This is a genomic window from Methylophilus flavus, from assembly GCF_042678905.1.
In the GTDB taxonomy this organism is placed as follows: Bacteria; Pseudomonadota; Gammaproteobacteria; order Burkholderiales; family Methylophilaceae; genus Methylophilus; species Methylophilus flavus.
The window spans coordinates 163,916-189,274 of record NZ_JBHTLN010000007.1; the positions used below are offsets into that span (position 1 = coordinate 163,916).

Consider the following 25,359-nt stretch of genomic DNA (forward strand, 5'->3'; position numbering starts at 1 on the left):
TGACGCGGTAGCGGACAAGCAGTCTATGGCGTAAGCCATCAGGTATTAATGCCAGCCACCACCGAACACTTTGTATAAGGTCAGTTGGCTGGCGGCATCGCTTAACTGCAAGGTCACCAGTGATTGCTCGGCAGTATAAAGCGTTCTTTGCGCATCGAGAACCACCAGGTAACTATCCACGCCATTTTTAAAGCGGGCATCGGCCAGTTTAAACGCTTCGGCGGCGGCACCGTTTAATGACTGATGTGCTTCCAGCTGCGCCTGCAAACCCTCGCGTTGCGCCAGTACATCTGCCACTTCCCGGAAAGCGGTTTGCACGGTTTTCTCATATTGTGCGAGCAGGATCTGCTGGTTTTTTTCGCCGATAGTCAGGTTGGAGCGGTTACGTCCGGCATTGAAAATAGGCAGGCTGATCTGCGGCACAAAAGTCCAGATGCGGGAGCCTGGACCAAACAAACCATCCAGCTCCGTGCTGGCAGTGCCTATGGTGGTGGTCATGCTGATGGTGGGGAAAAAGGCAGCACGCAGTGCACCGATATTGGCATTGGCGCCTTCAAGCAAATGCTCGGCGGCACGCACGTCCGGCCGCTGCTGCAAGGTTTTAGAGCTGATCCCGCGTGGTAACGGTGTGGCAAGTGCCACGCTGGACAGTGTGCTATCAGGTAACCAGGCTGCAGGCACTACACTGCCAGCCAGCAGGTTAAGGGCATTGATATCCTGCTTGATCTGGATGTTGTAAGTCGCGACCGCGACGCGGGCATTATCAACGCTGGTTTGCAACTGCTTCAGGGTCAGGGCATTGGCGACCCCCAGGTCAAACATTTTCTGGTTGATGTCGTAAGTGTCCTGCTGGCTTTTCAATGTTTGCTGGGCAATGTCCAGCCGCTTTTTGTCTGCGGCCACCGTCAGCCAGGCGGTGGCGACTTCAGCCACCAGGCTGATCTGCGTGCTTTTGCGGTTTTCTTCCTGTGAATAAAACGTCTGCAAGGCCTGTGCGTTTAAATTTCGGATACGTCCAAACAGGTCCAGTTCATAGGCACTGAAGCCAACCGTGGCACGGTAAACATGCGATACGTTGCCGCTGTTATTATTACTTGCGGCGACAGTGCCTGCAGACACATTGCCATTATTGCCAACGTTAGAAAGGCCTTTAGAGGCAGTTTCTGACAAGGTGGCTGCCACGGTAGGAAACAAGTCCGCACGCTGCACCTGGTATTGCGCCCTGGCTTTTTCAATATTGAGCGTTGCCACCTGCAAGTCCCGGTTGTTTTTCAGCGACAGATCGACCACTTGCTGCAAGCGTTTGTCGGTGATAAAAGACTGCCAGCCGAGTTCGGTCAGTGCTTTCTGATCATTGTCGACGGTGCCTAACGTGGCAGGCACCGGTGCTTCTGGCGGGCGGAAATAAGGCGCCAGGTTGATGCAGGCGGTCAGTGATAATGAGCTTAGGATCAACGCAGACAGTTTTAAAGGATGACGCATACGATTACTCATGTTCTGCCTTACTGTGCTGTGGCTTTTCAACTGAAGCACCTTCGGCCTGGTACGGGAACAGCGAGCGGATCAGCACATAAAATAAGGGCACAAAAAATACACCGAGGAAAGTAGCGGTCAGCATGCCACCTAGTACGCCAGTGCCTATCGCCTGGCGGCTGACCGCGCCAGCGCCATGGCTAAATGCTAGCGGCAATACGCCAAAGATAAACGCCAGTGAAGTCATCAGGATAGGGCGTAGCCTTAGTTGCACTGCTTGCAGTGTCGCTTCCAGTAAGGGTTTGCCTTGTTCTTGCAGATGCTTGGCAAATTCCACGATCAGGATGGCATTCTTGGCGGCGAGGCCTATGGTAGTGAGTAAGCCCACCTGGAAATAAACGTCTGCAGTCATGCCACGCAAAGTAGTCGCCAGTACGGCACCCAAAATGCCAAGTGGCACTACCAGGATCACCGAGAACGGCACCGCCCAGCTTTCATATAAGGCGGCCAGGCACAAAAACACAAATACCACTGAAATGGCATACAGTAATGGCGCTTGTGAGCCGGATAATCTTTCCTGGTAGGATTGCGCGCTCCACTCATACCCTATACCCGGCGGTAATTGTTGCATGATATTTTCAGCAATACGCATGGCTTCACCGGTACTGATACCCTTGGCAGCTTCACCGACAATTTCCATTGAAGAAATACCGTTAAATCGCTCCAGCAGCGGTGAACCAGACACCCACTTGGTGCTGGAGAAGGATGAGAACGGCACCATGTCGTTCGTGGTGTTTCGCACATACCAGCGATCAATATCTTCGGGTTGCATGCGATAAGGTGCATCGCCTTGCAGGTAAACTTTTTTCACACGCCCCTTGTTGATAAAGTCATTCACATAGGTGCCGCCCATGGCGATAGACAAGGTCGAGTTGATGTTGGCCGTGGTCAGGTTATAAATCCCGGTTTTCTGGTCATCGATGTTCAGGCGGAACATAGGCGTATCATCCAGCCCGCTGGGACGCACACGGTTGAGTTTGGGATTATCTGACGCCAGTTGCACAAAGCGGTTTCTGGCGTCCATGAGTGCCTGATGCCCTAAACCACCGACGTCTTTTAATTCCAGCGTAAAACCTGAGCCTTGACCCAGCCCGCGTACAGGCGAAGGCTGGTTGACAAACAATTTGGCATCACGGATGTTAGAGAATGCTTTTGTCATCTGGTCAGCCAGCGAGGCTGCATCCTGGCCTTCGCCACGCAATGACCAATCTTTCAGGCGGATAAATGCCCGCCCGGTATTCTGGCTGCCACCGCCGCCCTGGCCAAGGCCGGCGATGGTTAAATACTCAGCTATCACTTCAGACTGGCTGTCCAGGTGATGTTCGATCTGCCGCAGTACACGCTGCATCCGGGTATCGGTGGCGCCCACCGGTAATTGGATCTGTGCCATCAGTACACCCTGGTCCTCGGTAGGCAGGAAAGAACTGGGCAAGCGCATAAACAGCACCGTGAGCAATGCCAGTATTCCGGCATAGATCACCATGGTGAATATCTTCCTGTTGAGGATTTTCTCGACAATGCCCTGGTAGCCGTCAGCAAACTTCTGGAATGCAGGATTAAACCAGCGGAAAAACCACCCGAAAAGACCGCCGGTAGCAGCATGGCCTTGATGCGACGGTTTCAGGATGGTGGCGCACAGCGCGGGGGTGAGGGTCAGCGCAACAACCACAGACAACAACATGGCAGAGACGATAGTGATGGAGAACTGGCGGTAAATCACACCGGTGGCCCCGCCAAAGAACGCCATGGGGATAAATACCGCAGACAGGACCAGCGAGATACCGACCAGGGCACTGGTGATTTCACGCATGGATTTCTGCGTGGCTTCCTTAGGTCCCAGCCCTTCTTCACGCATCACGCGTTCGACGTTTTCTACCACCACAATCGCATCATCGACCAGCAAGCCGATCGCCAGCACCAGGCCGAACATGGTCAGGGTGTTGATAGAGAAACCAAAGGCAGCCAGCACGCCAAAGGTCCCCAACAATACGACGGGGACCGCAATCGCCGGGATCAGCGTGGCCCGCAGATTTTGCAGGAACACATACATGATGATCACCACCAACAGAATCGCCTCGATCAGCGACTTGACTACTTCCTTGATCGAAAGGCGTACAAAGGGGGTGGTGTCATACGGGATGTGTACACTGAGTTTTAACTCGGGCGGAAAGAAGGGTTCCAGCGCAGCCAGTTTGTCCTTCACCGCCTGTGCAGTCGCCAAGGCATTGGCACCGGAAGCCAGCTTGACCCCAAAAGCTGCCGAAGTTTTGCCATTCAAGTTTGCTACCGGCGTGTAGCTTTCAGCTCCCAGCTCCACTCTGGCGACATCAGATAAATGTACCAGAAAGCCGTCTGCGCCGGACTTTACGATGATCTGTTTGAATTGGTCTACCGTCTGCAATTTGCTGCGTGCAGTGATAGGCGCATTCAGCTCCTGACCTTTGACTGCAGGTAACGCGCCCAACTGGCCAGAGGACACTTCGGTATTTTGCGCCTGTAAGGCAGCTGAAACATCAGCAGGGATCAGGTTGAATTTTTGCAGCTTGGCCGGATCCAGCCAGATCCGCATGGCGTAGCCTGAACTCAGGGCCTGTACATCACCCACGCCATCCAGGCGGCTGATCTGGTCTATCAGGTTGCTGGAGATATAGTCGCCGATATCAATCGCCCGCACCGTCGGGCTGTCAGACATCAATGAAATCATCATCAGGAAGTCTATGCCGGTCTTGGCGACTGTCACGCCCTGGCTTTGTACAATCTGCGGCAAGCGTGGCATGGCCTGCTGCAGTTTGTTCTGTACCTGCATCTGCGCTACGTCGGGGTTAGTCCCTGCATCAAAGGTCAGGCTGATGCTGGCGGTGCCGGAAGAAGTGCTGCTGGCCGACATATAGGTCAGGTTATCAATCCCCTTCATGTATTGCTCGATCACCTGGGTGACCGAGTTTTCTATGGTATCGGCAGCGGCGCCGGTGTAAGTCGCGTTAATCGATACCCGTGGCGGCGCAATATCCGGGTACTGCTCCAGTGGCAGCCATTCGATCGCGCCTATGCCTGCCAGCATGATGACAATCGCAATCACCCAGGCAAAGATCGGACGTTGAATAAAAAAAGCAGCCATGTGTAAAGTCTTTTAGTGTGAAGTAAGCGCGCAGTAAATGGGTGTTGTGAAATCTCTTAACGCGGCTGGGTAGTTGCTGCTGGAGGTGTGGCTGCGGCAGGTGCTGCTGGCGAGGTGAAAGGTACCGCCTTGACTACACTACCCATGGATATATTTTGAACGCCATCCATGATCACGCGCTCACCGGCTTGCACGCCTTTGGTCACACGCCATTCCTCGCCCTGGGTGCCACTGGTTTCTATGGTTTTTTGCTGTACTTTTTGCTCGCTATCGACCACCAGTACCGTAGGCTCACCGCGTGTGTTGCGTGTCACAGCCCGTTGCGGTACCAGGATGGCTGCCGTGTCCTGCGCCACGTCGATCAGCGCGTGTACATACATGCCAGGCAGTAAAATACCTTCGGGGTTAGGCACCACCGCCCGCAACGTCACCGCGCCCGACGTGGTATTCACACTCACCCCGCTGAATTTGAGTTTACCGGCATGCGCGTAGGTCGAGCCGTCTTCCAGCACTACCCGCACGGCCACTTCTTTTTGCGCATTGCCAGTCAGCTTTCCGGCTGCGATATCGCGCTTGAGTTTCAGTAAATCACTGCTGGACTGGATCACATCGACATAAATCGGGTCCAGTTGCTGGACGTTGGTTAAGGCTGTTTCCTGATTTGCTGTGACCAGCGCGCCCGGTGTAACGGCAGAGGTGGACACAAAGCCGGTAATCGGTGACACCAACCTGGTGAAATCAAGATTGATTTTTGCTGTACTCAAAGCTGCCCTGGCCGCTGCTACATCCGCTACGCCTTGTTGCAGCGAGGCTTGGGTATCATCGTTATCCTGCCGGCTGATGGCGTTGATTTTGACCAGTTCTTTATAACGGTCTGCTTTGAGTTTCAGGGTGACCAGGGTCGCTTCAGTTTTTTGTAGTGCAGCCAATGCGCTTTGATAGCTGGCCTGGTAGGGTGCCGGTTCAATCTGGTATAGCAGGTCGCCCGCTTTGACCCTTTCACCTTCGGTAAAAGCACGCTGGCGGATAATGCCACTGACCTGCGGACGAATCTCCGCAATCATAAACGGATTGGTACGCCCGGGCAGTTCTGCCACGATAGGTTGGGTCACTTCCTGCAGGGTGACGACACCCACTTCAGGGGTTTTCTGGCTGCGGTTTTTAGAAGTGTCATTGCCGGAACAGGCGATCAGGCTAAGGCTGATCAGCCATAGGCTGCACATGCGCCTTGAAAAGCCTGGTAATAGAAATGACGCTAGGAGAGGGTTCATAGAAACTGTTTTCAAATCGTTATATTGCTCTGACAAGATTCTACGGTTTTTTATTACATCGAAATGTAACGATACGTATCCGTGCCTTTGCTGGAGACACTTTAGCAGAATTTTCTGTGACAGCAGCGTCAATAAAAAATCCGGGCCTGGATTCGGCCCGGATGTTGTGTTTTTTGCGGAAGCGGCAGTGTTAAAGAATATGTCGTTCAAACCGCTGCAAAACGTGTGCAGACATTCCCTTTGCCAGCTCTTCTTCCCCAAAGAATACCGAATCGCCAACTTCTTTTTGCAGGCGCTGGTACTCGTCTTCGTGATGGGTACGGATCACCACTTCTATATCCGGTTTCAACTGCTTGGCAATATCGACAATTTTGCGGATATCCATGGAGTCAGGCGTTGCAATAATAAGCATGGCGGCGTTGGCAATGTGCGCCTGTATCAACACCATGGGGTCAGCCGCATTACCTGATACGGCAGGCTGGCCTTTTTTACGCAGTTTCTCCACCAGTTCACGATTCTGTTCGGCGACTACAAAAGGGATGCTGGAAGCTTCAAGTGACATGGCGATACGTTTACCGACGCGGCCATAACCAACCAATACTACCTGGCCTTCCAGGAATTTTCTTTCAGTGGTCATCGGTAATTCACCGTATGGATCCATGCGTTGTGACAACCGCCGAGCGACATCCGATTTGTTGACCACCCAGTTTGCAAACGGCTTGATCGAAGCAAACACCAGCGGGTTGAGTGCAATAGAGATCAGTGCCCCGGCCAGTACCAGGCTCATGGCGTCTTGCGACAACAGTTCCAGCGATACGCCAAGTCCTGCCAGGATAAACGAGAATTCGCCGATCTGCGCCAGGCTGGCGGCAACGGTTAGCGCGGTATTCAACGGGTAGCGCAAGGCCAGGACAATCGCCACTGCAGCCAGCGATTTACCTACAATAATAATAGCCACCACGGCCAGCACCTGGTAGGGTTGCTTGATCAGGATGCTAGGGTCAAACAGCATGCCTACCGCAACAAAAAACAACACCGCAAACGCATCGCGGAAGGGCAGGGAGTCTTCAGCTGCTCTATGACTGTATTCGGATTCACGCATGATCATGCCAGCAAAGAAGGCACCCAGCGCGAATGACACATTGAACAGCGACGACGCAAAAAACGCCACACCAATCGCCACTGCAATCACAGTGAGCGTAAACAGCTCACGTGAACCGGTACCAGCGACATACCACAGCAGCCATGGCAACACACGGCGGCCTACCACCAGCATCACGGCCACAAAACCAGCCACTTCCAGCATGGTCATGCCTACGGTTTCCCAGATGGAACTGGCGCTTGCAGCCTCACCCTGGCCACCGAGCACGCCTGCCAGGGCTGGCATCAGCACCAGTACCAGTACGGTGACCATGTCTTCTACCACCAGCCAGCCGACGGCAATCTTGCCGTTCATGCTTTCGAGGATACGCCTGGATTCCAGTGCTTTCAGCAGTACTACGGTACTGGCGCAAGAAAGCGAGAGACCAAACACAAGCCCGTGTCCCATGCTCCAGCCCCAGTAATGGGCGACCAGCATGCCGAGCAGCGTCGCCAGTGTCATCTGTACCAGGGCGCCAGGTAGCGCAATGCGCTTCACAGACATTAAATCCTGCACCGAAAAATGCAGGCCGACGCCAAACATCAGCAGCATGACGCCGATTTCAGAAAGCTGCGATGCGATTTCGATATCAGCGACAAAGCCAGGCGTGGCTGGGCCGATCAATATTCCGGCAAATAAATAGCCGATCAGGGCAGGTAATTTGAGTTTTTCTGCGATGAGTCCAAAGATCAGCGATAGCGCAAAAGCTGCGGCAATCGTGGTTATCAGGGAAAGGTTGTGATCCATAATGCTTGTTTTTCTTCTGGCAAATTGAAAGGGCTTTTTTGAGAGCTTTTATTATAGGTTTGAATGACTGACCATGATCAGCTTAAAAAGTTGAACATTTTTTCTTGAAAGAGAGGCTTGATCAAACTCTCTTAAATTTACATCAATGTATTTTAGTGTTCATCTTGCCGTATGCCACCGCAAGTCGTCAATGTTTTATATATGCAAGCCAGTCCTGACTCAGAATCAGGAAAGACGGGATTTTTCTAACTGGACAGCCGTTGCAGCCCATATTCACAAAGCTGTTCGGCTTTTTGCCAGCGCTGTGTTTCCGGCAGATTACCAAAATGTACGATGCTGAAAACACCTTCAATAATCGACTGGCAATACAGACTGATCAGCTCAAAGTCTGCATCAGGCTTGATCTCACCGGCTGTGATGGCTTGCCTGAGCAGGCTATCAATCTGCGCTATGCGTTTTTTCTCCCATGCATAGCGCAGCTGTAACAGTTCAGGGGAATCATCAATGCCGACATACAAAAAAAACAATACTTTCTGGGTGGAACTGGGTTCTATATAGCTGCAAATTTCCTGCAGGCAGTATTCTTTCAGGTTAAGCAAAGGACTTAAGCTTGCATCGCCCTGAAACGGGGTTATCTGGTCGATCACACGTTCAGCCATGGCGGTGGCGACTTCCAGTTTACCTTTGTAATGCCCGTAGACGGCGCCACGCGAAAGGTCGGCAGTGACGGCGATGTCGGACATGGTGGTCAGGGTAAACCCCTGGCGATAAAACACCGATTCCGCAGCGTCCAGGATCTGGTCACGGGTTTTTTGGGCGTCCTCTTTGGTTTTTCTGGCCATGGCAAATGACATGCTTAAGAAATGAATGACGTCATCATAGCAAAAAATAATTAATCAGTCACGATTGATTAATTAAAAAACTGCGGCTAGAATAGTAGCCATTCGCATTCAAGGCATGTGTATGTCGCTATTACGTTCGCAATCCATTTCGTTATTACTTTCTCTGGGTTTACTTTTGCAACTGGCTGCCTGCAGCAAAACTGAAGAAGCTGCAGCTGGCGCGGCTGGTGCGCCTGAAGTAGAGGTGGTGCAGGTGCAATATACAGAAATACCCTCTGAAACAGAGTTGCCGGGGCGTGTTGAAGCATTCCGCATTGCTGAAGTGCGGGCGCGGGTGACGGGCATTGTCGCCAGGCGTTTATACCAGGAAGGGCAAGTAGTCAAAGCAGGGACAATCTTGTTTGCGCTGAATCCCGAGCAGTTACAGGCTTCCAAACTTGAGGCCGATGCAGAACTGGCTAGAACCGAAGCCAACCTGGTGAATGCCAATGATAAATTACAGCGCTACCAGGCATTGGTCAGCGACCAGTCGGTAAGTCAGCGTGATTTTCGTGCGGCGCAAGCCGAAGTGCAGCTGGCAAAAGCAGAAGTGGCGGCCGCCCAGGCCAAACTCAATCGCGCCAAACTGGATGTGGGTTATGCCAATGTAGCGGCACCTATTGATGGAGTTGCCCGACGGGCGCTGGTGACGGAAGGTGCGCTGGTGGGTAAGGATGAAGCGACGCATATGACCACGGTGGAACAGGTGAATCCGGTCTACGTGAACTTTGCGCAATCTTCTTCTGAAGTGTTTGCACTGCGCAAAGCACTACGTGACGGACAACTCAAGGGTAATGATGGCAAATTTAAAATAGAATTGATCCTGCCGGATGGGACAACTTACCCAAGCGCGGGGAAACTCTCATTCTCGGATGTGTCTGTCAACCAGACCACAGATTCGGTGGTGATGCGTGCCATTTTTGAAAACCCGCAACAGGAACTGATGCCGGGTGCTTATGTGCGCCTTAAAATCCGCCAGGCGACCAATCCTAAAGCGATCCTGATTCCCCGCGACGCCTTGCTGCGTGACCAGTTTTCTGCGCGGGTTTGGGTGGTGAATGCGCAACAGGTGCTGGAATCGCGTGAAGTACAAACCGGCAGCCTGTCAGGCAAGCAATGGGTCATCGAGCAGGGTCTGCAACCGGGTGAACGTGTGGTGGTCACCAATGCCGCCACCCAGGCCGCGGGAACCAAAGTGACAGCTAAAGTCGTCACCGTCACCGAGATGAATAAAGCGGACACTGATAAAGGTGAAACTGGCAAAAGCGATGCTGGTAAAAACGGCAGTGGCAACAGCGACACACCCGAAAAATCAACGAAAGCCGCTTCATGAGCAGATTCTTTATTGATCGCCCGATATTTGCCTGGGTGATCGCGATCCTGATCGTGCTGGCCGGTATCTTGGCCATTAAACAATTACCGATTGCGCAATATCCTGACATCGCACCGCCGGTGGTCAATATCGCAGCGACCTACCCCGGCGCGTCAGCCAAAGTGGTAGAAGAAACCGTGACCTCGATCATCGAGCGTGAGATGAACGGTATGCCAGGCCTGATGTATGTATCGGCCACCAGCAATGTGGGCATGGCGTCCATCAGCGTGACATTCCGCCAGGGCACCAACCCCGATCTGGCAGCGGTGGATGTGCAAAACCGCCTCAAGAGCGTAGAAGTGCGCTTGCCGGAAATCGTCCGCCGTAGCGGCATCATGGTCGAAAAGTCTGCTGACAGCTTCCAGCTGATCGTTTCCCTGACTTCAGAGGATAACCGCTACAGCGAAATTGACCTGGGCGAGCTCTCATCCGCCACCGTGATGCCGACGCTTAAACGCGTGCAGGGTGTCGGTAAAGTACAGTCATTCAGCCCGGAATACGCCATGCGTATCTGGCCTGACCCGCAGAAAATGGCGGGCCTGAATGTCAGCGTGACGGAAATTTCCAATGTTTTGCGTAGCTACAATACCCGCCTGACCCTGGGCCAGGTGGGTGCCAGCGGTGTGCCGGATGGTGCGCCACTCAGTGTGTCACTGGAAGCAGATGCCACGCTTAAAACTGCGGAAGATTTCGCCAATGTGCCTATCCGTACGCAGCCGGACGGCTCAGCATTGCTGGTCAAGGATGTCGCGCGCGTCGAAATGGGCAGCAGCGACTATACCTATAGCTCAAAAGTGAACGGCAAGAATGCCGCCGGTATGGCGATCAAACTGGCACCGGGTTCAAATGCGGTAGAAACCATCAAGCGCGTGAAGGTTGCCATGGAACAGATGCAGCCGTACTTCCCGCCGAATGTGGTGTTCCAGCTGTCGTATGACTCCTCCGCCTTTGTGTCTATTTCGATCAAGAAAGTGATCCAGACCCTGATTGAGGCGGTGGTGCTGGTGTTTTTGGTCATGTATCTGTTTATGCAAAACCTGCGCGCCACGCTGATACCGACCATTGTGGTGCCGATTGCCTTGATGGGTACGTTTGCCGTGATGTACTGGCTGGGTTATTCGATTAACGTACTCACGATGTTTGGCGTGGTGCTGGCGATTGGTATCCTGGTTGATGACGCGATTGTGGTGGTGGAAAACGTAGAGCGCCTGATTGTCGATGAAGGCTTGTCGCCCTACGATGCTACCGTGAAAGCCATGTCGCAGATCAGCGGCGCCGTGGTTGGGATTACTGCCGTTCTGGTATCGGTGTTTATCCCGATGGCATTCTTCAGTGGTGCGGTGGGCAATATCTACCGCCAGTTTTCGCTGGCATTATCCGTCTCAATCAGCTTCTCTGCATTCCTCGCGTTGTCGCTGACGCCTGCATTGTGTGTGACCTTGCTACGTCATGAATCCGGGGCAAAAGCCGGTTTCTTTGTCTGGTTTAACCGCAGCTTCCAACGCTTGACCGAACGCTACACGCGATTGACCGGTGGCTTGCTCAAAAAACCTTTGCGCTGGCTGGTGGTGTTCGCTTTGATCGTCACTTTGGTAGGCTGGTTGTTTATGCGCTTGCCTGGTGCATTCTTGCCGGAAGAAGACCAGGGCAACTTCATGGTGATGGTATCCTTACCACAAGGCGCGACACTGGCGGAAACGGCAAAGGTGCTGGGCGATATGAGCAGTTATATCCAGAAGAATGAACCAGTCGATATCATCTTTGAAGTCAGTGGTTTCAGCTTTTATGGCACCAGTACTAATAGCGGCATGCTGTTTATCACGCTCAAAGACTGGGCGGAGCGTCCCGAGGTTGAGCAGCAGGTGCAGGGAATTGTAAACCGCGTCAACCAGCATTTTTATGGCCGCCCGAATCTGACTATTTATGCCATGAATGCGCCACCATTACCTGAGCTGGGCAGCGTGGGTGGTTTTGACCTCAAGCTGGTCGACCGCGCCAGTGTCGGTATAGAAACCCTCATGAAAGCGCGTGACCAGCTGATTTCCGAATCGGCCAAACATCCTGAATTAGCCAATGTATTGTTCGCGGGTTTGTACGATACCCCGGTGGTCAATATGCAGTTGGATCGTATCAAAGCCAATGCGCTGGGGGTATCGCTGGATGAGATCAATGACACGCTGGCGACCTTGCTGGGTTCCAATTACCTGGGGGATTTTGTCTATGGCAACCAGGTGCGGCGGGTACTGATACAGGCCGATGGCAAACAGCGCCAGACGCTGGAAGATATCAAGAAAATCCGCCTGAAAGCGGCCGACGGCAGCCTGGTACCGCTTTCTTCTATCATGACGCTGGGCTGGGCCATGGGCACGCCGCAACGCACACGCTTTAACGGCTTCCCCTCATTTAATATCAACGGTGGCGCGGGGCCAGGCTACAGTAGTGGTGAAGCCATGCAAACCATAGAAAAAATAGTGCAGGGGCTGGGTAAAGGCATAGGTTTTGAATGGGCCGGGCAATCATTGGAAGAAAAGCAGTCCGGCAGCCAGGCAGCATTGCTGTTTGGGTTATCCATTCTGGTGGTATTCCTGGTACTGGCCGCTTTGTATGAAAGCTGGGCGATCCCGTTTGCCGTGATGCTGGTAGTGCCTTTGGGGGTATTGGGAGCCGTAATGGGCGTGACCATACGTGGCTTGCCGAATGATATTTATTTCAAGGTAGGCCTGATTGCTACCATAGGCCTGTCGGCGAAGAACGCCATCCTGATTGTCGAGTTTGCACGTGAACACGTGTTACAAGGCATGCCATTAATGGAAGCCAGCCTGCTGGCCGCCAAAGAGCGTTTACGCCCGATTGTGATGACATCTCTGGCGTTTGGTGTCGGCGTGATCCCGCTGGCTTTTTCTACCGGCGCGGCGTCCGGTGCACAGGTGGCCATCGGTACCAGCGTGCTGGGCGGCATTATCACTGCCACCTTGCTGGCGATCTTTTTTGTCCCCTTGTTTTTTATGGTGGTCGGGCGCTGGATGCGCAAGCCGGAAACTCAACAAAAGGTGTCACATGAAGAGTAGTCGTATCAAAGGCCCGCTGGCAGCAGTCATTGCGTTGGCGTTCGCCATTAGCAGCTGCTCGCTGGTACCTGAGTATTTCAGGCCAGCAGCACCGGTGCCTGAAGCTTATCCAGGTCTGCCAGCCAATGAATCAGTCGCTGAAGCACCACCACTCACCTGGCAAAGCTATTTCCCGGATGCCGATTTACAGAAGCTGATACAAGTTGGCCTGGCGCATAACCGTGACCTGAAAACGGCAGTGTTGCGCATGGATGAAGCCAAAGCCACTTACGGTATCCAGAAAGCCGACCGGCTACCGACCATACAAGGCAACCTTGCTTACGACCGCAGCAGAACGGTGTTCAGCTCCAGCCAGGCCTTTGAAGCAGAATTGTTCAGGGTAGGCGTTGGTATCTCCGATTACGAAGTGGATATATTCGGTCGCGTCAAAAGCTTATCCCAGGCCGCACTGGAACAATACCTGGCAGTCGCGGAAAACCGGCAGGCGATACAGGCGACACTTGTCACCGAAATCGCCACGCAATACGTCAACCTGCTGAGCATACATGCGCAACTCAAACTGGCGCAACAAACGCTGGATGACAGAAAGCAGACCTTGCAGCGCACGCAACGCCGTTTCGAAGCTGGCTTAGACCAGATATTGGATGTGAAAGCCGCACAAATCCAGGTAGAGCAGGTGCAGGCGCAATACGCCCAATGGCAACGCCAACTGGAAACCACCAGAAATGCGCTGTATTTATTGTTAGGAGAACCTTCACAGCGAACGGCTTTGACAATCAAGCCACTGGAAACACTCAGGCTAGGTACCACACCTGCCGGATTGCCTTCAACGCTGCTTACCAGAAGAGCCGATATCCGCGCCGCTGAACACCAACTAAAAGCCGCCAATGCCAATATCGGTGCTGCCAGGGCTGCGTTTTATCCGCGTCTGCAACTGACCACCAACATCGGCCTGGTCAACTCCGACTTCTCCAAACTGTTTACCCAGACCGGCAGTAATTACTGGGCGTTCAGCCCGCAACTGGTCATCCCGATCTTTAACTATGGAAACAAAGCCAACCTCAACCTGGCCGAAGCACGCCAGCACATCGAAGTCGCCAATTACGAAAAAACCATACAGACAGCGTTCAAGGAAGTGATGGATGTGTTGTCGACTCGTACGGCTATTGCTGAGGAATCAGCATCCAGAACACGATTGAGTGACTTGGAAAGTAGTCGTCTGCAACTGGTCAAACGCAAACTTGATCAAGGATTGGTAACGTATTTAGAGTTGCTGGATTCCCAACGCAGTGTGCTGGATGCGCAGGCACAGGCATTACAGATTCAGCAATTAGCATTGCAAAATCAGGTGAGCCTGTACAAAGCGCTGGGTGGCAATTAAAGGTAAGAAAAGTAGCGATAGATTAATCTTGCGTTAATTGCTGAGTTTACAAAAATTTTCACCTGAATTCATTTGCAACAGGGAAAGACAATTGCAAATTTCTTTGATGAATGTATATTCAAATCAAGTATAAAAAATAAATAATAAAGTTTCAGGGCGATTTCCCATTTTTAAGCGTTTTTTGAAGTTCTTATTATTTTTCAATTGAGGAGACCCATATGAAACAACTTAGTAAATTTGCAGTTGCCTTAAGCTTGGCATTCGGCTGCACGCAGGCTTTTGCTGCAGCGTCTATTTTTGTAACAGAACCAGGTGCCGATGGTTTTCATATCGAAACTGGCGGTTTTAACGGTTCCAGCTATGAAATCACCAAACTGGTTTTTGACTTCAGTAAAGCAATCACCTCAGATGGAAGTGCCCTTGTCATTGACGGAACCCCAACTTCCGTGACCAATCCATCAGGCGGTTCAGCTACATTCTTCGGTAGCGGTTCCGTATTCGGTTTTGATTTCACAAGTTTTAATACTTTTGATACATTCAGTTTTACATGGGATCCTGACTCAGCCCTAAACCCTGATTTTGGTGCCACAGGTCTTGATTTCATCGGTGGTATTGTTACTGCTTATACCACTAACGGCTTGTACTCAGGCAGCTTCCAGTTAGTAGGCAGCGGTCCAGATGTATCCGCATCACTTTCACCAGTACCAGAACCAGTATCTAGTGCTAGCTTTCTGGCTGGCTTAGGCCTATTAGGTTTGATCGCAGCTCGTCGTCGTTCTTAATTTGCTCTAGATTAAAAAAAGCCCATCACGATGTGATGGGCTTTTTATTTTTACTCTTTGGAGTTATATCAAAATTGAGTTTAAGAAAGCGGCAATCAGCAGCAATAATTAGACCGCTTTGAGTTGGAAATTTTTTAGCAGGATTTATAGTCTATTTGCTCTTTACAGAGTTTTATGTCATTTGACTATTTGCATTCAGTCATTGTTAAGTACTTTATCTAGTTCCTTATGATGGTGACCATTACATTTACAGGTACTATCTACCTTCAGCAAATCTAGAGACCTTATCCCCTAATGCAAAGTGAAGTTAAAGAGCCTATCAGGTACGCTGTAGTTGCGGCAGTTCAGTTACCGAATGTGAGTGATATCGAGTTTGAAGCCTCTTTGAACGAACTGAGTGAGCTGGCAAAAACACTGGGCTACAAAATCGTCAACACATTTGTGCAGAAGCGTTCAAGCTTTGATACGACTGGCTATCTTGGGATAGGCAAGCGCGAGGAAATTCGACATTACGTCAGCAATGAACCCGTAGAGGATACGTCTCAGTCGTCGAATGCAGACTTGCCCGAGATAGAAGCCGTGCTGGTAGACCACGAAATTTCGCCGGCCCAGGCGCGCAATCTTGAAATTGAAGTGGGCTGCGAGGTGATGGACCGTACCATGGTCATCCTCGAAATCTTTCACCGCAATGCCCGCTCACGTGCTGCACGCGCGCAGGTTGAGATCGCGCGTTTAGGCTACATGGCGCCACGTTTGCGTGAGGCGGCAAAACTGGCAGGCCCACAAGGGCGTCAGCGTAGTGGCGCAGGTGGTCGCGGGGCAGGTGAGTCGCACACCGAGCTGGACAGACGCAAGATTCGTGACCGCATTGCCGATCTGCAACAGGAAATCATCGTGATGGATGGCGAACGCAGAACGCAACGCGCCCGCCGTCAGGAGCGCCAGACAATGGCGAGTGTCGCCCTGGTTGGTTATACCAACGCAGGTAAATCTACCTTGATGCGCGCGCTGACTGGCAGCGAAGTATTGGTGGCGAACAAGCTGTTCGCGACGCTGGATACCACGGTGCGGGCTTTGTATCCCGAGAGCGTGCCACGCGTTCTGGTCAGTGATACGGTCGGCTTTATCAAGAACCTCCCGCATGGCCTGGTCGCCTCTTTCAAATCTACGCTGGATGAAGCACTGGATGCGTCATTGCTGCTGCATGTGATTGATGCAAGCGATCCGGGCTTTGAACGCCAGCTGGAAGTGACTGATAAAGTACTTGAGGAAATCGAAGCGGACGATGTGCCGCGTATCCGCGTGTTCAACAAGATAGACTATGTTGGCGATGCCACGGCGCAAGCCGAGTGTGAAGCAGCCCTGCGTCTGAAATACCCGGATTGCATCGTCATGAGTGCGCGCCGCCCGGATGAAGTGGCGAGCCTGCGCCAGAAGATCGTTGATTTTTTCCAGCAGGACCTGGTTGAAACCGAGATTTTCCTGCCCTGGTCAGCGCAGCAACTGCGCGGAAAAATCTACAGCACCTGTCAGGTAGTGAACGAGCGCTCTGAGGATGACGGCACGTTCTTTACTGTGCGTGGCGAGCAAAATGACATAGATAGCCTGCGTGAGCAACTAACACAGTTAGAGTGATGGCAGTGACTTCCGGCCCTGCGCCAACTGGATAAACGCCTGTACATAATCAATCTGCACATCTGTTTCACGGATGCCCAGGTAAATCTGTTTGGCGATGCCTTGTTTACCAAGTTGTACCGGCACTACATCAAACCGGTTTTGATATTCCTCCACCAGCCATCGCGGTAATGCCGCAACCCCACGGCCACTGGCGACCATTTGCAGCATGATGTCGGTGGTTTCAATCGGTTTATGCACATGCGGGCTGATCCCCGCCGGTTGAAGGAACTGGTTATAGATATCCAGCCGGTCTATCTCGACCGGGTAGGTAATCAGCGTTTCGTTACTTAATTGTTCAGGCACGACATAGGCCGATTTTGCCAATGGATGTCGGTGATTCACCACCAGCACCTGTTCATAATCAAATACCGGCTGAAACACCAGGCCGGGTTTATATAGCGGGTCTGGCGTGACCAGCATATCAATTTCATAGCCAAACAGCGCGCCTATGCCACCAAACTGGAACTTCTGTTTTACGTCCACATCTACATCCGGCCAGTCCGCCAGGTAGGGTGACACTACTTTCAGCAACCATTGATAGCAGGGGTGGCATTCCATACCGATGCGCAAGGTGCCACGCTCGCCCTGGGCAAACTGGCGCAATCGCTCTTCAGCCAGCGACAGTTGTGGCAACAGCCGGTTGGCGACTGCCAGCATATATTGCCCTGCCTGGGTTAAGCGCAAACTGCGCCCTTCACGCAGCCAGATATCCGTTCCCAGTTGTTGTTCCAGTTTTTTGATGGAGTGGCTTAATGCAGACTGCGTAAGAAACAATTTTTCAGCTGCTGCGGTAAGTGAGCCTTGCCGTTCAACCTCGCGAATGATCGCCAAATGGATACGTTCTATCATAGATTTATGTATGAATAAAATTAATCGATAGTTGAAATAATACCATTTTACTTCATGGTTTGTGTTTTCTAGAATGCGTGTTCTGAAACGATTACAGGCGAGACACACATGGTCACCACACACAATCTTGGATTTCCGCGCATAGGTGCAAAACGCGAATTGAAATTTGCCCTGGAGGCATACTGGAAAGGGCAGTCTTCACTAGAGGCTTTAAAACAGATCGGTAAAGATTTGCGACAACACAACTGGGCTTTGCAATCCGGCCTGGATTTAGCGCCAGTAGGTGACTTTGCCTTTTATGACCAGGTGCTGGATATGAGTTTCACCCTGGGTAATTTGCCACCCCGTGTGCAGGACTTTCATGGCGACCCACTGGATAACTATTTCCGTGTCGCGCGTGGTCGTTCAGCTGAATCCGGCGAGGAGCACGCACAGTGTTGTGGCGGCGTTGCCGCAGGCGAAATGACCAAGTGGTTTGATACCAACTACCACTATATCGTGCCGGAATTCACTGCTGATACAAAATTCAAGCTAGATGCGACACGCCTGCTGGAACAACTGGCTGAAGCCAAAGCACAAAACGTCAAAGCGAAACCAGTGATTGTCGGCCCTGTGACTTACCTTGCTATTGGTAAAGCCAAGGATGACTCAAACCGCTTAGCCTTGTTGCCGCAATTGCTGCAAGTGTATACAGAGTTGCTGGAAAAATTGGCCGCGCAAGGTGTGGAATGGGTGCAGATAGACGAACCTATTCTTGTGACAGAGTTGGATGCTGACTGGCAACATGCATTTAACCTGGCTTATCACCAGTTGAAGAGCAGCCGCGTCAAATTGCTGGTCGCCACTTATTTTGGCCAACTGGCTGATAACCAGTATCTGGCAGCTAATTTGCCGGTGGCTGGTCTGCATGTGGACGCGATCAATGCCCGTCACGAAGTGGTGTCGCTTATTGGTTTGTTACCAGCGCATAAAGTTCTTTCAGTCGGTGTCATCAACGGCCGCAATATCTGGAAAGCAGACTTGAATGCCACACTGGAGTGGCTGGAACCGGTTGCAGAACGCCTCGGTGACCGCTTGTGGTTGGCGCCTTCCTGTTCTTTGTTGCATGTGCCTGTGGATCTGGACAGTGAACAAAAGCTGGATAGCGAGATTAAATCCTGGCTGGCTTTTGCCACCCAAAAACTCGAAGAATTAAGCATTCTGGCGATTGCCTTGAATCAGGGCCGTGCAGCTGTCAAAAAGCAATTGGCAAATAACCAGGCCGCGGTTGAAGCGCGCCGCAGTTCGCAACGTGTCAACAATCCGGTGGTGAAAGCTGCGTTGGAAAAACTGACGCCACAATTAGGCCAGCGCCAGAATGCCTATGCGCAACGTGCTGCCAAACAGGCTGCATTGCTCAAGCTGCCTAAATACCCGACCACCACGATAGGTTCTTTCCCGCAGACCGCTGATATTCGCCATGCCCGCAGTGAGTTCAAGGCCGGTCGTCTTGATGAGGCCCGCTACAAGATCGCGATGGAAGCCGAAATCGCCCGTAGCGTTAAAGAGCAGGAAATACTGGGTCTGGATGTATTGGTGCATGGTGAAGCCGAGCGTAATGACATGGTGGAATATTTCGGCGAGCAGCTGGATGGTTATACGTTCAGCCAGTTTGGCTGGGTGCAGTCTTACGGCTCGCGTTGCGTAAAGCCGCCTATCTTATTTGGTGATATCAGTCGTCCCAAAGCCATGACCGTGGAATGGATCAAGTATGCGCAATCTCTGACCAGCAAGCCGATGAAAGGCATGCTGACCGGCCCGGTGACGATACTTAACTGGTCATTTGTACGCGATGACCAGCCGCGCTATGTCTCGTGCTACCAGCTGGCATTGGCAATTCGCCAGGAAGTGCTGGATCTGGAAAGCGCAGGAATCAGTGTGATCCAGATCGACGAAGCGGCACTGCGCGAAGGTTTGCCGCTGCGGAAAACACAATGGAAGGAATATCTGAACTGGGCAGTGGAATCGTTTCGTATCACCGCCAATGGCGTCGCCGATGAAACGCAGATTCATACCCATATGTGTTATTCGGAATTCAACGATATCATCCAATCGATTGCAGACATGGATGCGGATGTCATTACCATTGAAACTTCACGCTCTGATATGGAATTGCTGGATGCGTTCAATACGTTCGAGTACCCGAACGAGATCGGTCCGGGTGTGTATGACATTCACTCACCGAATATTCCCAACGAAGCCTACATGGTCAAGTTGATGAAACTGGCGGCTGAACGTGTGCCCGCGGAACGGTTGTGGGTGAACCCGGATTGCGGCCTGAAAACCCGCCAGTGGGCGGAAGTGTTGCCGGCACTAACCAATATGGTTGCAGCGGCGAAAACATTGCGGGCAAGCGTATAAATCTGGCATAGCTTATTCAACATCATCTTGAAGTGATTGCGCTGGCATCCCTCAGAGGATGTCAGCGTTTTCCTTTTCAAACTTCAACAATATAATCTTTGCGTTTTTTCACCTATTTGAGAATGATTTTCATTTGTTATTTTTCAACGAGGCCGTTAAGATACCTGTTTTATCCAATTCATGTCTATTTGCCGTGTTGCTTCATCCGGAACATTCCAAACTCGTGGTCACACTGGTTTATCACTATGACGAACTGGTCAGCTATGTGAAACGCCGCTTTGGCGACCATCATTTCGCGCAGGATGTGGTGCATGATGTCTGCATAGAACTGATGGAAAAACCGCCGGCAAACGATGTGCACACACCTATGGCATTCTTGCGCAAGCTGTCACGCAACCGCGCCATTGACCGCTATCGCCAATACCAGGTTCAGCAATCACATCTCAATACCTTGCAGGAAACCACCGTTACTTCTCATCATATCGATGGCGAACGCGTGTTGCATTTTGTGCAACGGCTGGAAGCGTTGAAAAAGATTATTGAGGGCTTGCCAGCCCGGCAAAGACAGGTATTTTTATTACATAGATTGCACGATATGCCGCAACAGGAAATCGCCGATGAATTAGGCATTTCACGCAATATGGTGACACAGCACTTTACCAAAGCGATGGCGGCTATTAATTTGAACTGGGGAACAGCCGCATGAAGGTGACTGGGCATGAACTGGCCGCGTTGCCTAAGCAGGCCTCTGCAAATGATGCCTTGAATCCTTATAAAGAAGCATTGCGCGAGCATTTCCCTTCGCGCGAAGCATTGTTGCAGGAAGCCAAACGGCAAACGCAGCGGCAACGCATGCTGAAAAAAGTGACAACCGGAGTGACTTTCTCAATCGCATTCGCGTTTACCTGGGTGATAGACCCGGTATGGCATCGTGAAGAGATGCATACCATGGTTGGCCAGCAAGCCAGTTTTGACCTCAAGGATGGCAGCCATGTAGACCTTAATACCAATAGTGTGTTGGTGGTCGAGCAACATTTGTACTCCAGACAACTTCAATTAACACAGGGCGAAGCCCTGTTCACGGTGCAGCACGGCTGGCGTCCGTTTACCGTATTTGCCAACCAGACGCAGATCAGGGATATCGGCACCATATTTAACGTACGCAACACCGACGATGGCGCCGTAGTGACCGTAGTGGAAGGCAGTGTAGAAGTGCGTACTGCTAACGCACAGCGCATTTTGACCAAAGATATTTCTGTAACCACGCAAGCGGGTACGATCTCTGAAAGCCGTTGTACCTCGGCCAATGTTGCATGGCAACAAGGGCGTCTTGTATTTGATGGCACGCCATTACAGGAAGCCGTTGCCGAAATACAGCGTTATCGTCAGGCGCCGATTGTGATCCAGGATAGTAAAGTGGGCCTTATGCGTCTTTCTGGCGAATACGATATTAACGCCATAGAAAGCCTGTTAAAAACCTTGCCACTGAGTCTGGGCATACACGTAAATTATCAAACGGATGGAAAGGTCATATTAAGTAAATAATATTTTTTTCACAGCACCTCAACATTTCTCCACGCTCAAACGACATACCCATATCACTATGATTTCATCATCTTAATATGGGACTTTCAATGCAATCTCGCAATAAACATACGCATGCCAATTTTTCAGCAGCTCTTAAACGCACCAGCGTGCTGGCAGTCATGCTCAGCCAGGCATGGGTGGCGCAAGCAGCAGACTTTAATATCCCGGCACAACCTTTAGATAAAGCGCTTAATAGCCTGGCGAAACAGTCTGGCGAGCGTATTTTATTTTCCACCGACCTGACTGAAAAAATTTCAGCTCCTGCCGTTAAAGGCAATTTAAGTACGCGTGAGGCGTTGAATACGCTATTGAAAAATAGTGGCCTGACATTGCAAGGCGATTCAGCAAAAGGTTATACCGTTGTCAAAAAGTCAGCAGTGCAGTCACAGAACCCTGAAGATACCTTGCCGGAAGTGGCCGTTTCAGCAAAAGCTGAGGCGCCTTCGCCAGTCAAAGAGCCTGGCACTGTAGTGATTGATGAAGAAGCACTGGCACGCAATAACCCCAGCGACGTACGTGGCATTTTCAATGGCCAGCCTTCAGTGAAGGTAGGCGGGTCAACGCCTATGTCGCAAAAAGTCTATGTGAACGGTATTGAAGAAACCAATCTGGCGGTGACGATTGATGGCAGCCGCCAGAACAACAAAGTGTTCCACCATAACGGCACCACCTTGATCGATCCCTTGTTTATGAAAGCGGTCAGCGTCAATGCAGGGGTAGCACCTTCGGATGCGGGCCCCGGTGCAATTGCGGGTTCGATTGCTTATGAAACCAAAAATGCGCGTGACTTCCTGAGCTCGCCTGGCATGGGTGCTTATATCCGCTCCAGCTTTAATACGAATGGTGATGTATTCAGCCAGACACTGGCAGGCTACGGTGCTACCGAGCAGCTGGATGCATTAGCTTATTTAACTGTTGCCAACGGCAATAGATTTGAAGCGGGCAATGGTGACAAGGTTGATGGTACTGGCACCGACTCAGTCAGCGGCTTCTTTAAAATTGGTGCAGAAGCTGAAGGCGGCCACCGCTTGCAATTAAGCCATGAGCGGGTGCATGATGATGCCGCGCGTCCTTTCCGTGCCAACATCGGGTTTATTGCAGGGCGGCCTCCATCAGAGCCACGTGTTCGTGATTATCAAATGATTCGTGACAACACGGTGCTGCGTTATCACCAGGATAATCCTGACCATTGGTGGAACCCAACGGCGGTATTAGCTTATAGCAAGACCGAAATTACAGTACCAATTGTGGCTGGTGGTGTAGTGCTTTATCCCGGGAACGGTGAAACCGGCAGCTTTAACGGTAAGTTTGAGAATAAATTCCCTCTGGATATCGGCAATATTGTGGCTGGTGTAGATTTTTATCGCGACAAAGCAGAGTACAAAGACCCGACTTCGCATCCGGACGAAAAAGCCAGCAATAACGGCGCCTATGTGCAGGCACGCATCAACCCTTGGCAGCCGTTGCAGATTTCAGCAGGTATCCGCAATGACCGCCATGAGCTGACAGGTACGCGAGGCGATAGTTGGAAACACTCCGGATTCAGTTCCAATGTGTCTGGTGAATTATCAGTTGTGCCTGAGCTGCTCACTGTAAAAGCGGGCTACTCAGAGGTGTTTAGCGGTAGCCAGATGGCTGAAAACTTTATTATGAACACGGCGTGGAATTATGGACGTGGGCCCAGGGCTACCAAGGCAGATAACTACTTCTTCGGGTTGCAAAGTCGCTTCTATGGATTCACTGCGGATGCCAAAGTTTTTGAAACACACATAGACGATGCTCGCGTGGCAAGATTCGCCGCCGGTAGCGCCAACTTGGCCCGCGATGTACGTACACGCGGCTACGAACTCGGCCTGGCCTATCAATGGGAACAAAGCTTTGCCCGTGCACGCCTGGCGGATATTGATGTCACCATTGATGGCGCCGCTACTGATAGCGATGCAGGTAATTATTTAGCCACGCCCGTCGGCGAGATTTTATATGTAACGGTGGGACATCGTTTCCCCTCTTTAAACCTCACCGTGGGTGGCGATGCGGAGTTCGCGCAGAAATACAAGAAAGTCAGCAATGGCACTCTGGATTTCCCGTCGTACGAGGTATTTAATCTCTATGCCGAATACCAGCCAACCTGGGCAGTCAAAACCAGGTGGCGGGTAGATGTACGCAATCTGTTTGATGACACCTATGCAGACCGTGCTACTTATCAAGGATTTGGTACTGTGACGCCGTTGTATCAACCGGGCCGTAGTGTGCTGTTTAGCGTTGCAGCGACCTTCTAAATGGTTATAAATAAACTTATTGGCCATTTGAAGTAAGTAGTTTCATGCGCCAGATTTTCGCCATCATCCATCGATATATAGGGCTGACTTTGGCCCTGTTTCTAATGCTGGCGGGTGTTACCGGGGTGTTTATCGCCTTTTATGATGAGCTGGAAAAATGCATGCATCCTGAGTTCAGGCTGGTTGATTCGCAGCCTGGTCAACCAAGACTCAGCCCGGTCCAGCTTGCTGAAACACTCAAAGAAAAGTATCCGGATGCGATGTTTAATCGCATCAACTTGCACCAGGAAGCAGGCGAGTCAGTATCGTTTTATTTGCAACCTCGACCGGGAAACACAAGCGGATTGGTGAATGACGAGATTTTCGTCAATCCGTATACCGGGCGAGTACTGGCTGAACGCAAATGGGGGGATATTTCACAAGGCAGTATTAATTTACTGCCATTTTTATACCGTTTGCATTTCTCGCTGGCATTGGAGAAAACCGGTCGCTTGATACTCGGGATAGTCGCATTGATTTGGACACTGGATTGTTTTATCGGCGCCTATTTAACGTTTCCTCCCAAGCATCGTAGAGCAAGTATTCAATATCAGTCAAAAAATAACTCCTGGATTAAACGCTGGTGGCGGGCCTGGAAAGTGCGCTGGCAGGGTGGGTCAGCCAAAGTCAATTTTGATCTTCATCGCGCCGGTGGGTTGTGGCTGTGGGCCATGTTGTTTATTTTTGCCTGGTCCAGCGTGGCTTTTAACCTGCGCGATGTTTACTATCCGGTCATGGGTGCTGTGTTCTCCAAACAGAACTTCGGCGAAAAAATTCCGAGGTTATCCAAACCGCTTACAAATCCAGCATTAAATGCACATGCCGCGCTCGATACCGGGCGTATCTTGATGCAACAAATCAGCTTTGAACATCACTTTGCCATTCATCACGAAGCCAAGATTTACTATGACGCCAGTAAAGGCACATACACCTACATCGTGAATTCCAGTCGAGATGTCTCTGAACAGTCGTCTAATACCGCCGTGATGTTCAACGCCAGCAGCGGCGAGCAATTAGCGGTCTATCTGCCGACAGGTGGTGCCGCTGGCGATACCATCACACAATGGTTACTCGCGTTGCATACGGCTAAAGTGTGGGGAATGCCCATGCAGATATTCGTCAGTACGATGGGCTTTGGTGTTATAGGGTTAACTGTCACCGGCGTGCTGATCTGGTTAAAAAAGCGCAGTTCCCGCCAGCTCGTCCGGCAGCTCAAACAGGCTCAGTTGTAAAG

General features: G+C 51.4%; 16 protein-coding genes. 10 read left to right on the forward strand and 6 right to left on the reverse strand.

Annotation, left to right across the window (positions count from 1 at the left end; translation table 11 throughout):
• Window positions 1–45: 45 nt before the first annotated feature.
• From ACFQ2T_RS13995 to ACFQ2T_RS14015, 5 genes are all read right to left on the reverse strand, one after another.
• Window positions 46–1,494: an efflux transporter outer membrane subunit gene (locus ACFQ2T_RS13995; RefSeq protein WP_379035487.1), complete on the reverse strand. Its 1,449-nt coding sequence runs from the start codon at window positions 1,492–1,494 to the stop codon at window positions 46–48.
• Window positions 1,487–4,651, reverse strand: a complete 3,165-nt coding sequence (locus tag ACFQ2T_RS14000) for an efflux RND transporter permease subunit (RefSeq protein WP_379035489.1) — start codon at window positions 4,649–4,651, stop codon at window positions 1,487–1,489. The genes ACFQ2T_RS13995 and ACFQ2T_RS14000 overlap by 8 nt, the downstream gene beginning before the upstream one ends.
• Window positions 4,652–4,707: 56 nt before the next feature.
• Window positions 4,708–5,874, reverse strand: coding sequence for an efflux RND transporter periplasmic adaptor subunit (locus tag ACFQ2T_RS14005; RefSeq protein ID WP_379035491.1), 1,167 nt, complete (start codon window positions 5,872–5,874; stop codon window positions 4,708–4,710).
• Window positions 5,875–6,112: 238 nt separating this feature from the next.
• Window positions 6,113–7,810 (reverse strand): YbaL family putative K(+) efflux transporter, encoded by a 1,698-nt coding sequence (gene ybaL / locus ACFQ2T_RS14010; protein ID WP_379035493.1) that lies wholly within the window; start codon window positions 7,808–7,810, stop codon window positions 6,113–6,115.
• Between the two features lie 245 nt (window positions 7,811–8,055).
• Window positions 8,056–8,652 (reverse strand): TetR family transcriptional regulator, encoded by a 597-nt coding sequence (locus tag ACFQ2T_RS14015; protein ID WP_379035495.1) that lies wholly within the window; start codon window positions 8,650–8,652, stop codon window positions 8,056–8,058.
• 121 nt (window positions 8,653–8,773) lie between these two features.
• Between ACFQ2T_RS14015 and ACFQ2T_RS14020 the strand changes: the two genes are divergently transcribed.
• From ACFQ2T_RS14020 to hflX, 5 genes are all read left to right on the forward strand, one after another.
• Entirely contained in the window at window positions 8,774–10,024 is a 1,251-nt protein-coding gene (locus tag ACFQ2T_RS14020) for an efflux RND transporter periplasmic adaptor subunit (RefSeq protein ID WP_379035497.1), read from the forward strand.
• On the forward strand, window positions 10,021–13,131 hold the full coding sequence (locus ACFQ2T_RS14025; protein ID WP_379035499.1) for a multidrug efflux RND transporter permease subunit: 3,111 nt from the start codon (window positions 10,021–10,023) through the stop codon (window positions 13,129–13,131). The genes ACFQ2T_RS14020 and ACFQ2T_RS14025 overlap by 4 nt, the downstream gene beginning before the upstream one ends.
• Entirely contained in the window at window positions 13,121–14,512 is a 1,392-nt protein-coding gene (locus ACFQ2T_RS14030; RefSeq protein ID WP_379035502.1) for an efflux transporter outer membrane subunit, read from the forward strand. The genes ACFQ2T_RS14025 and ACFQ2T_RS14030 overlap by 11 nt, the downstream gene beginning before the upstream one ends.
• Before the next feature lie 218 nt (window positions 14,513–14,730).
• Window positions 14,731–15,294 (forward strand): PEP-CTERM sorting domain-containing protein, encoded by a 564-nt coding sequence (locus ACFQ2T_RS14035; protein WP_379035504.1) that lies wholly within the window; start codon window positions 14,731–14,733, stop codon window positions 15,292–15,294.
• A gap of 294 nt (window positions 15,295–15,588) precedes the next feature.
• Window positions 15,589–16,929, forward strand: a complete 1,341-nt coding sequence (gene hflX, locus ACFQ2T_RS14040; RefSeq protein WP_379035506.1) for a GTPase HflX — start codon at window positions 15,589–15,591, stop codon at window positions 16,927–16,929.
• Here hflX and ACFQ2T_RS14045 read toward each other — a convergent pair.
• Window positions 16,921–17,820, reverse strand: coding sequence for a LysR family transcriptional regulator (locus ACFQ2T_RS14045; protein ID WP_379035508.1), 900 nt, complete (start codon window positions 17,818–17,820; stop codon window positions 16,921–16,923). The genes hflX and ACFQ2T_RS14045 overlap by 9 nt on opposite strands.
• A gap of 108 nt (window positions 17,821–17,928) precedes the next feature.
• Here ACFQ2T_RS14045 and metE point away from each other — a divergent pair, with 108 nt between their 5' ends.
• From metE to ACFQ2T_RS14070, 5 genes are all read left to right on the forward strand, one after another.
• A complete protein-coding gene (metE, locus tag ACFQ2T_RS14050) occupies window positions 17,929–20,220 on the forward strand; it encodes a 5-methyltetrahydropteroyltriglutamate--homocysteine S-methyltransferase (RefSeq protein ID WP_379035510.1) in 2,292 nt (763 codons plus the stop codon).
• A gap of 193 nt (window positions 20,221–20,413) precedes the next feature.
• Window positions 20,414–20,926 carry an RNA polymerase sigma factor gene (locus ACFQ2T_RS14055; RefSeq protein WP_379035512.1) on the forward strand — a complete coding sequence of 171 codons (513 nt, stop codon included), beginning with the start codon at window positions 20,414–20,416 and terminating at the stop codon, window positions 20,924–20,926.
• Entirely contained in the window at window positions 20,923–21,765 is an 843-nt protein-coding gene (locus tag ACFQ2T_RS14060; protein ID WP_379035514.1) for a FecR family protein, read from the forward strand. Before ACFQ2T_RS14055 ends, ACFQ2T_RS14060 begins: the two co-directional genes overlap by 4 nt.
• Before the next feature lie 89 nt (window positions 21,766–21,854).
• The gene (locus ACFQ2T_RS14065) at window positions 21,855–24,086 is read left to right on the forward strand and encodes a TonB-dependent receptor (protein ID WP_379035517.1); all 2,232 of its coding nucleotides are present in this window, start codon (window positions 21,855–21,857) and stop codon (window positions 24,084–24,086) included.
• Between the two features lie 44 nt (window positions 24,087–24,130).
• Entirely contained in the window at window positions 24,131–25,357 is a 1,227-nt protein-coding gene (locus ACFQ2T_RS14070; RefSeq protein WP_379035519.1) for a PepSY-associated TM helix domain-containing protein, read from the forward strand.
• The last annotated feature ends 2 nt before the right edge of the window (window positions 25,358–25,359 follow it).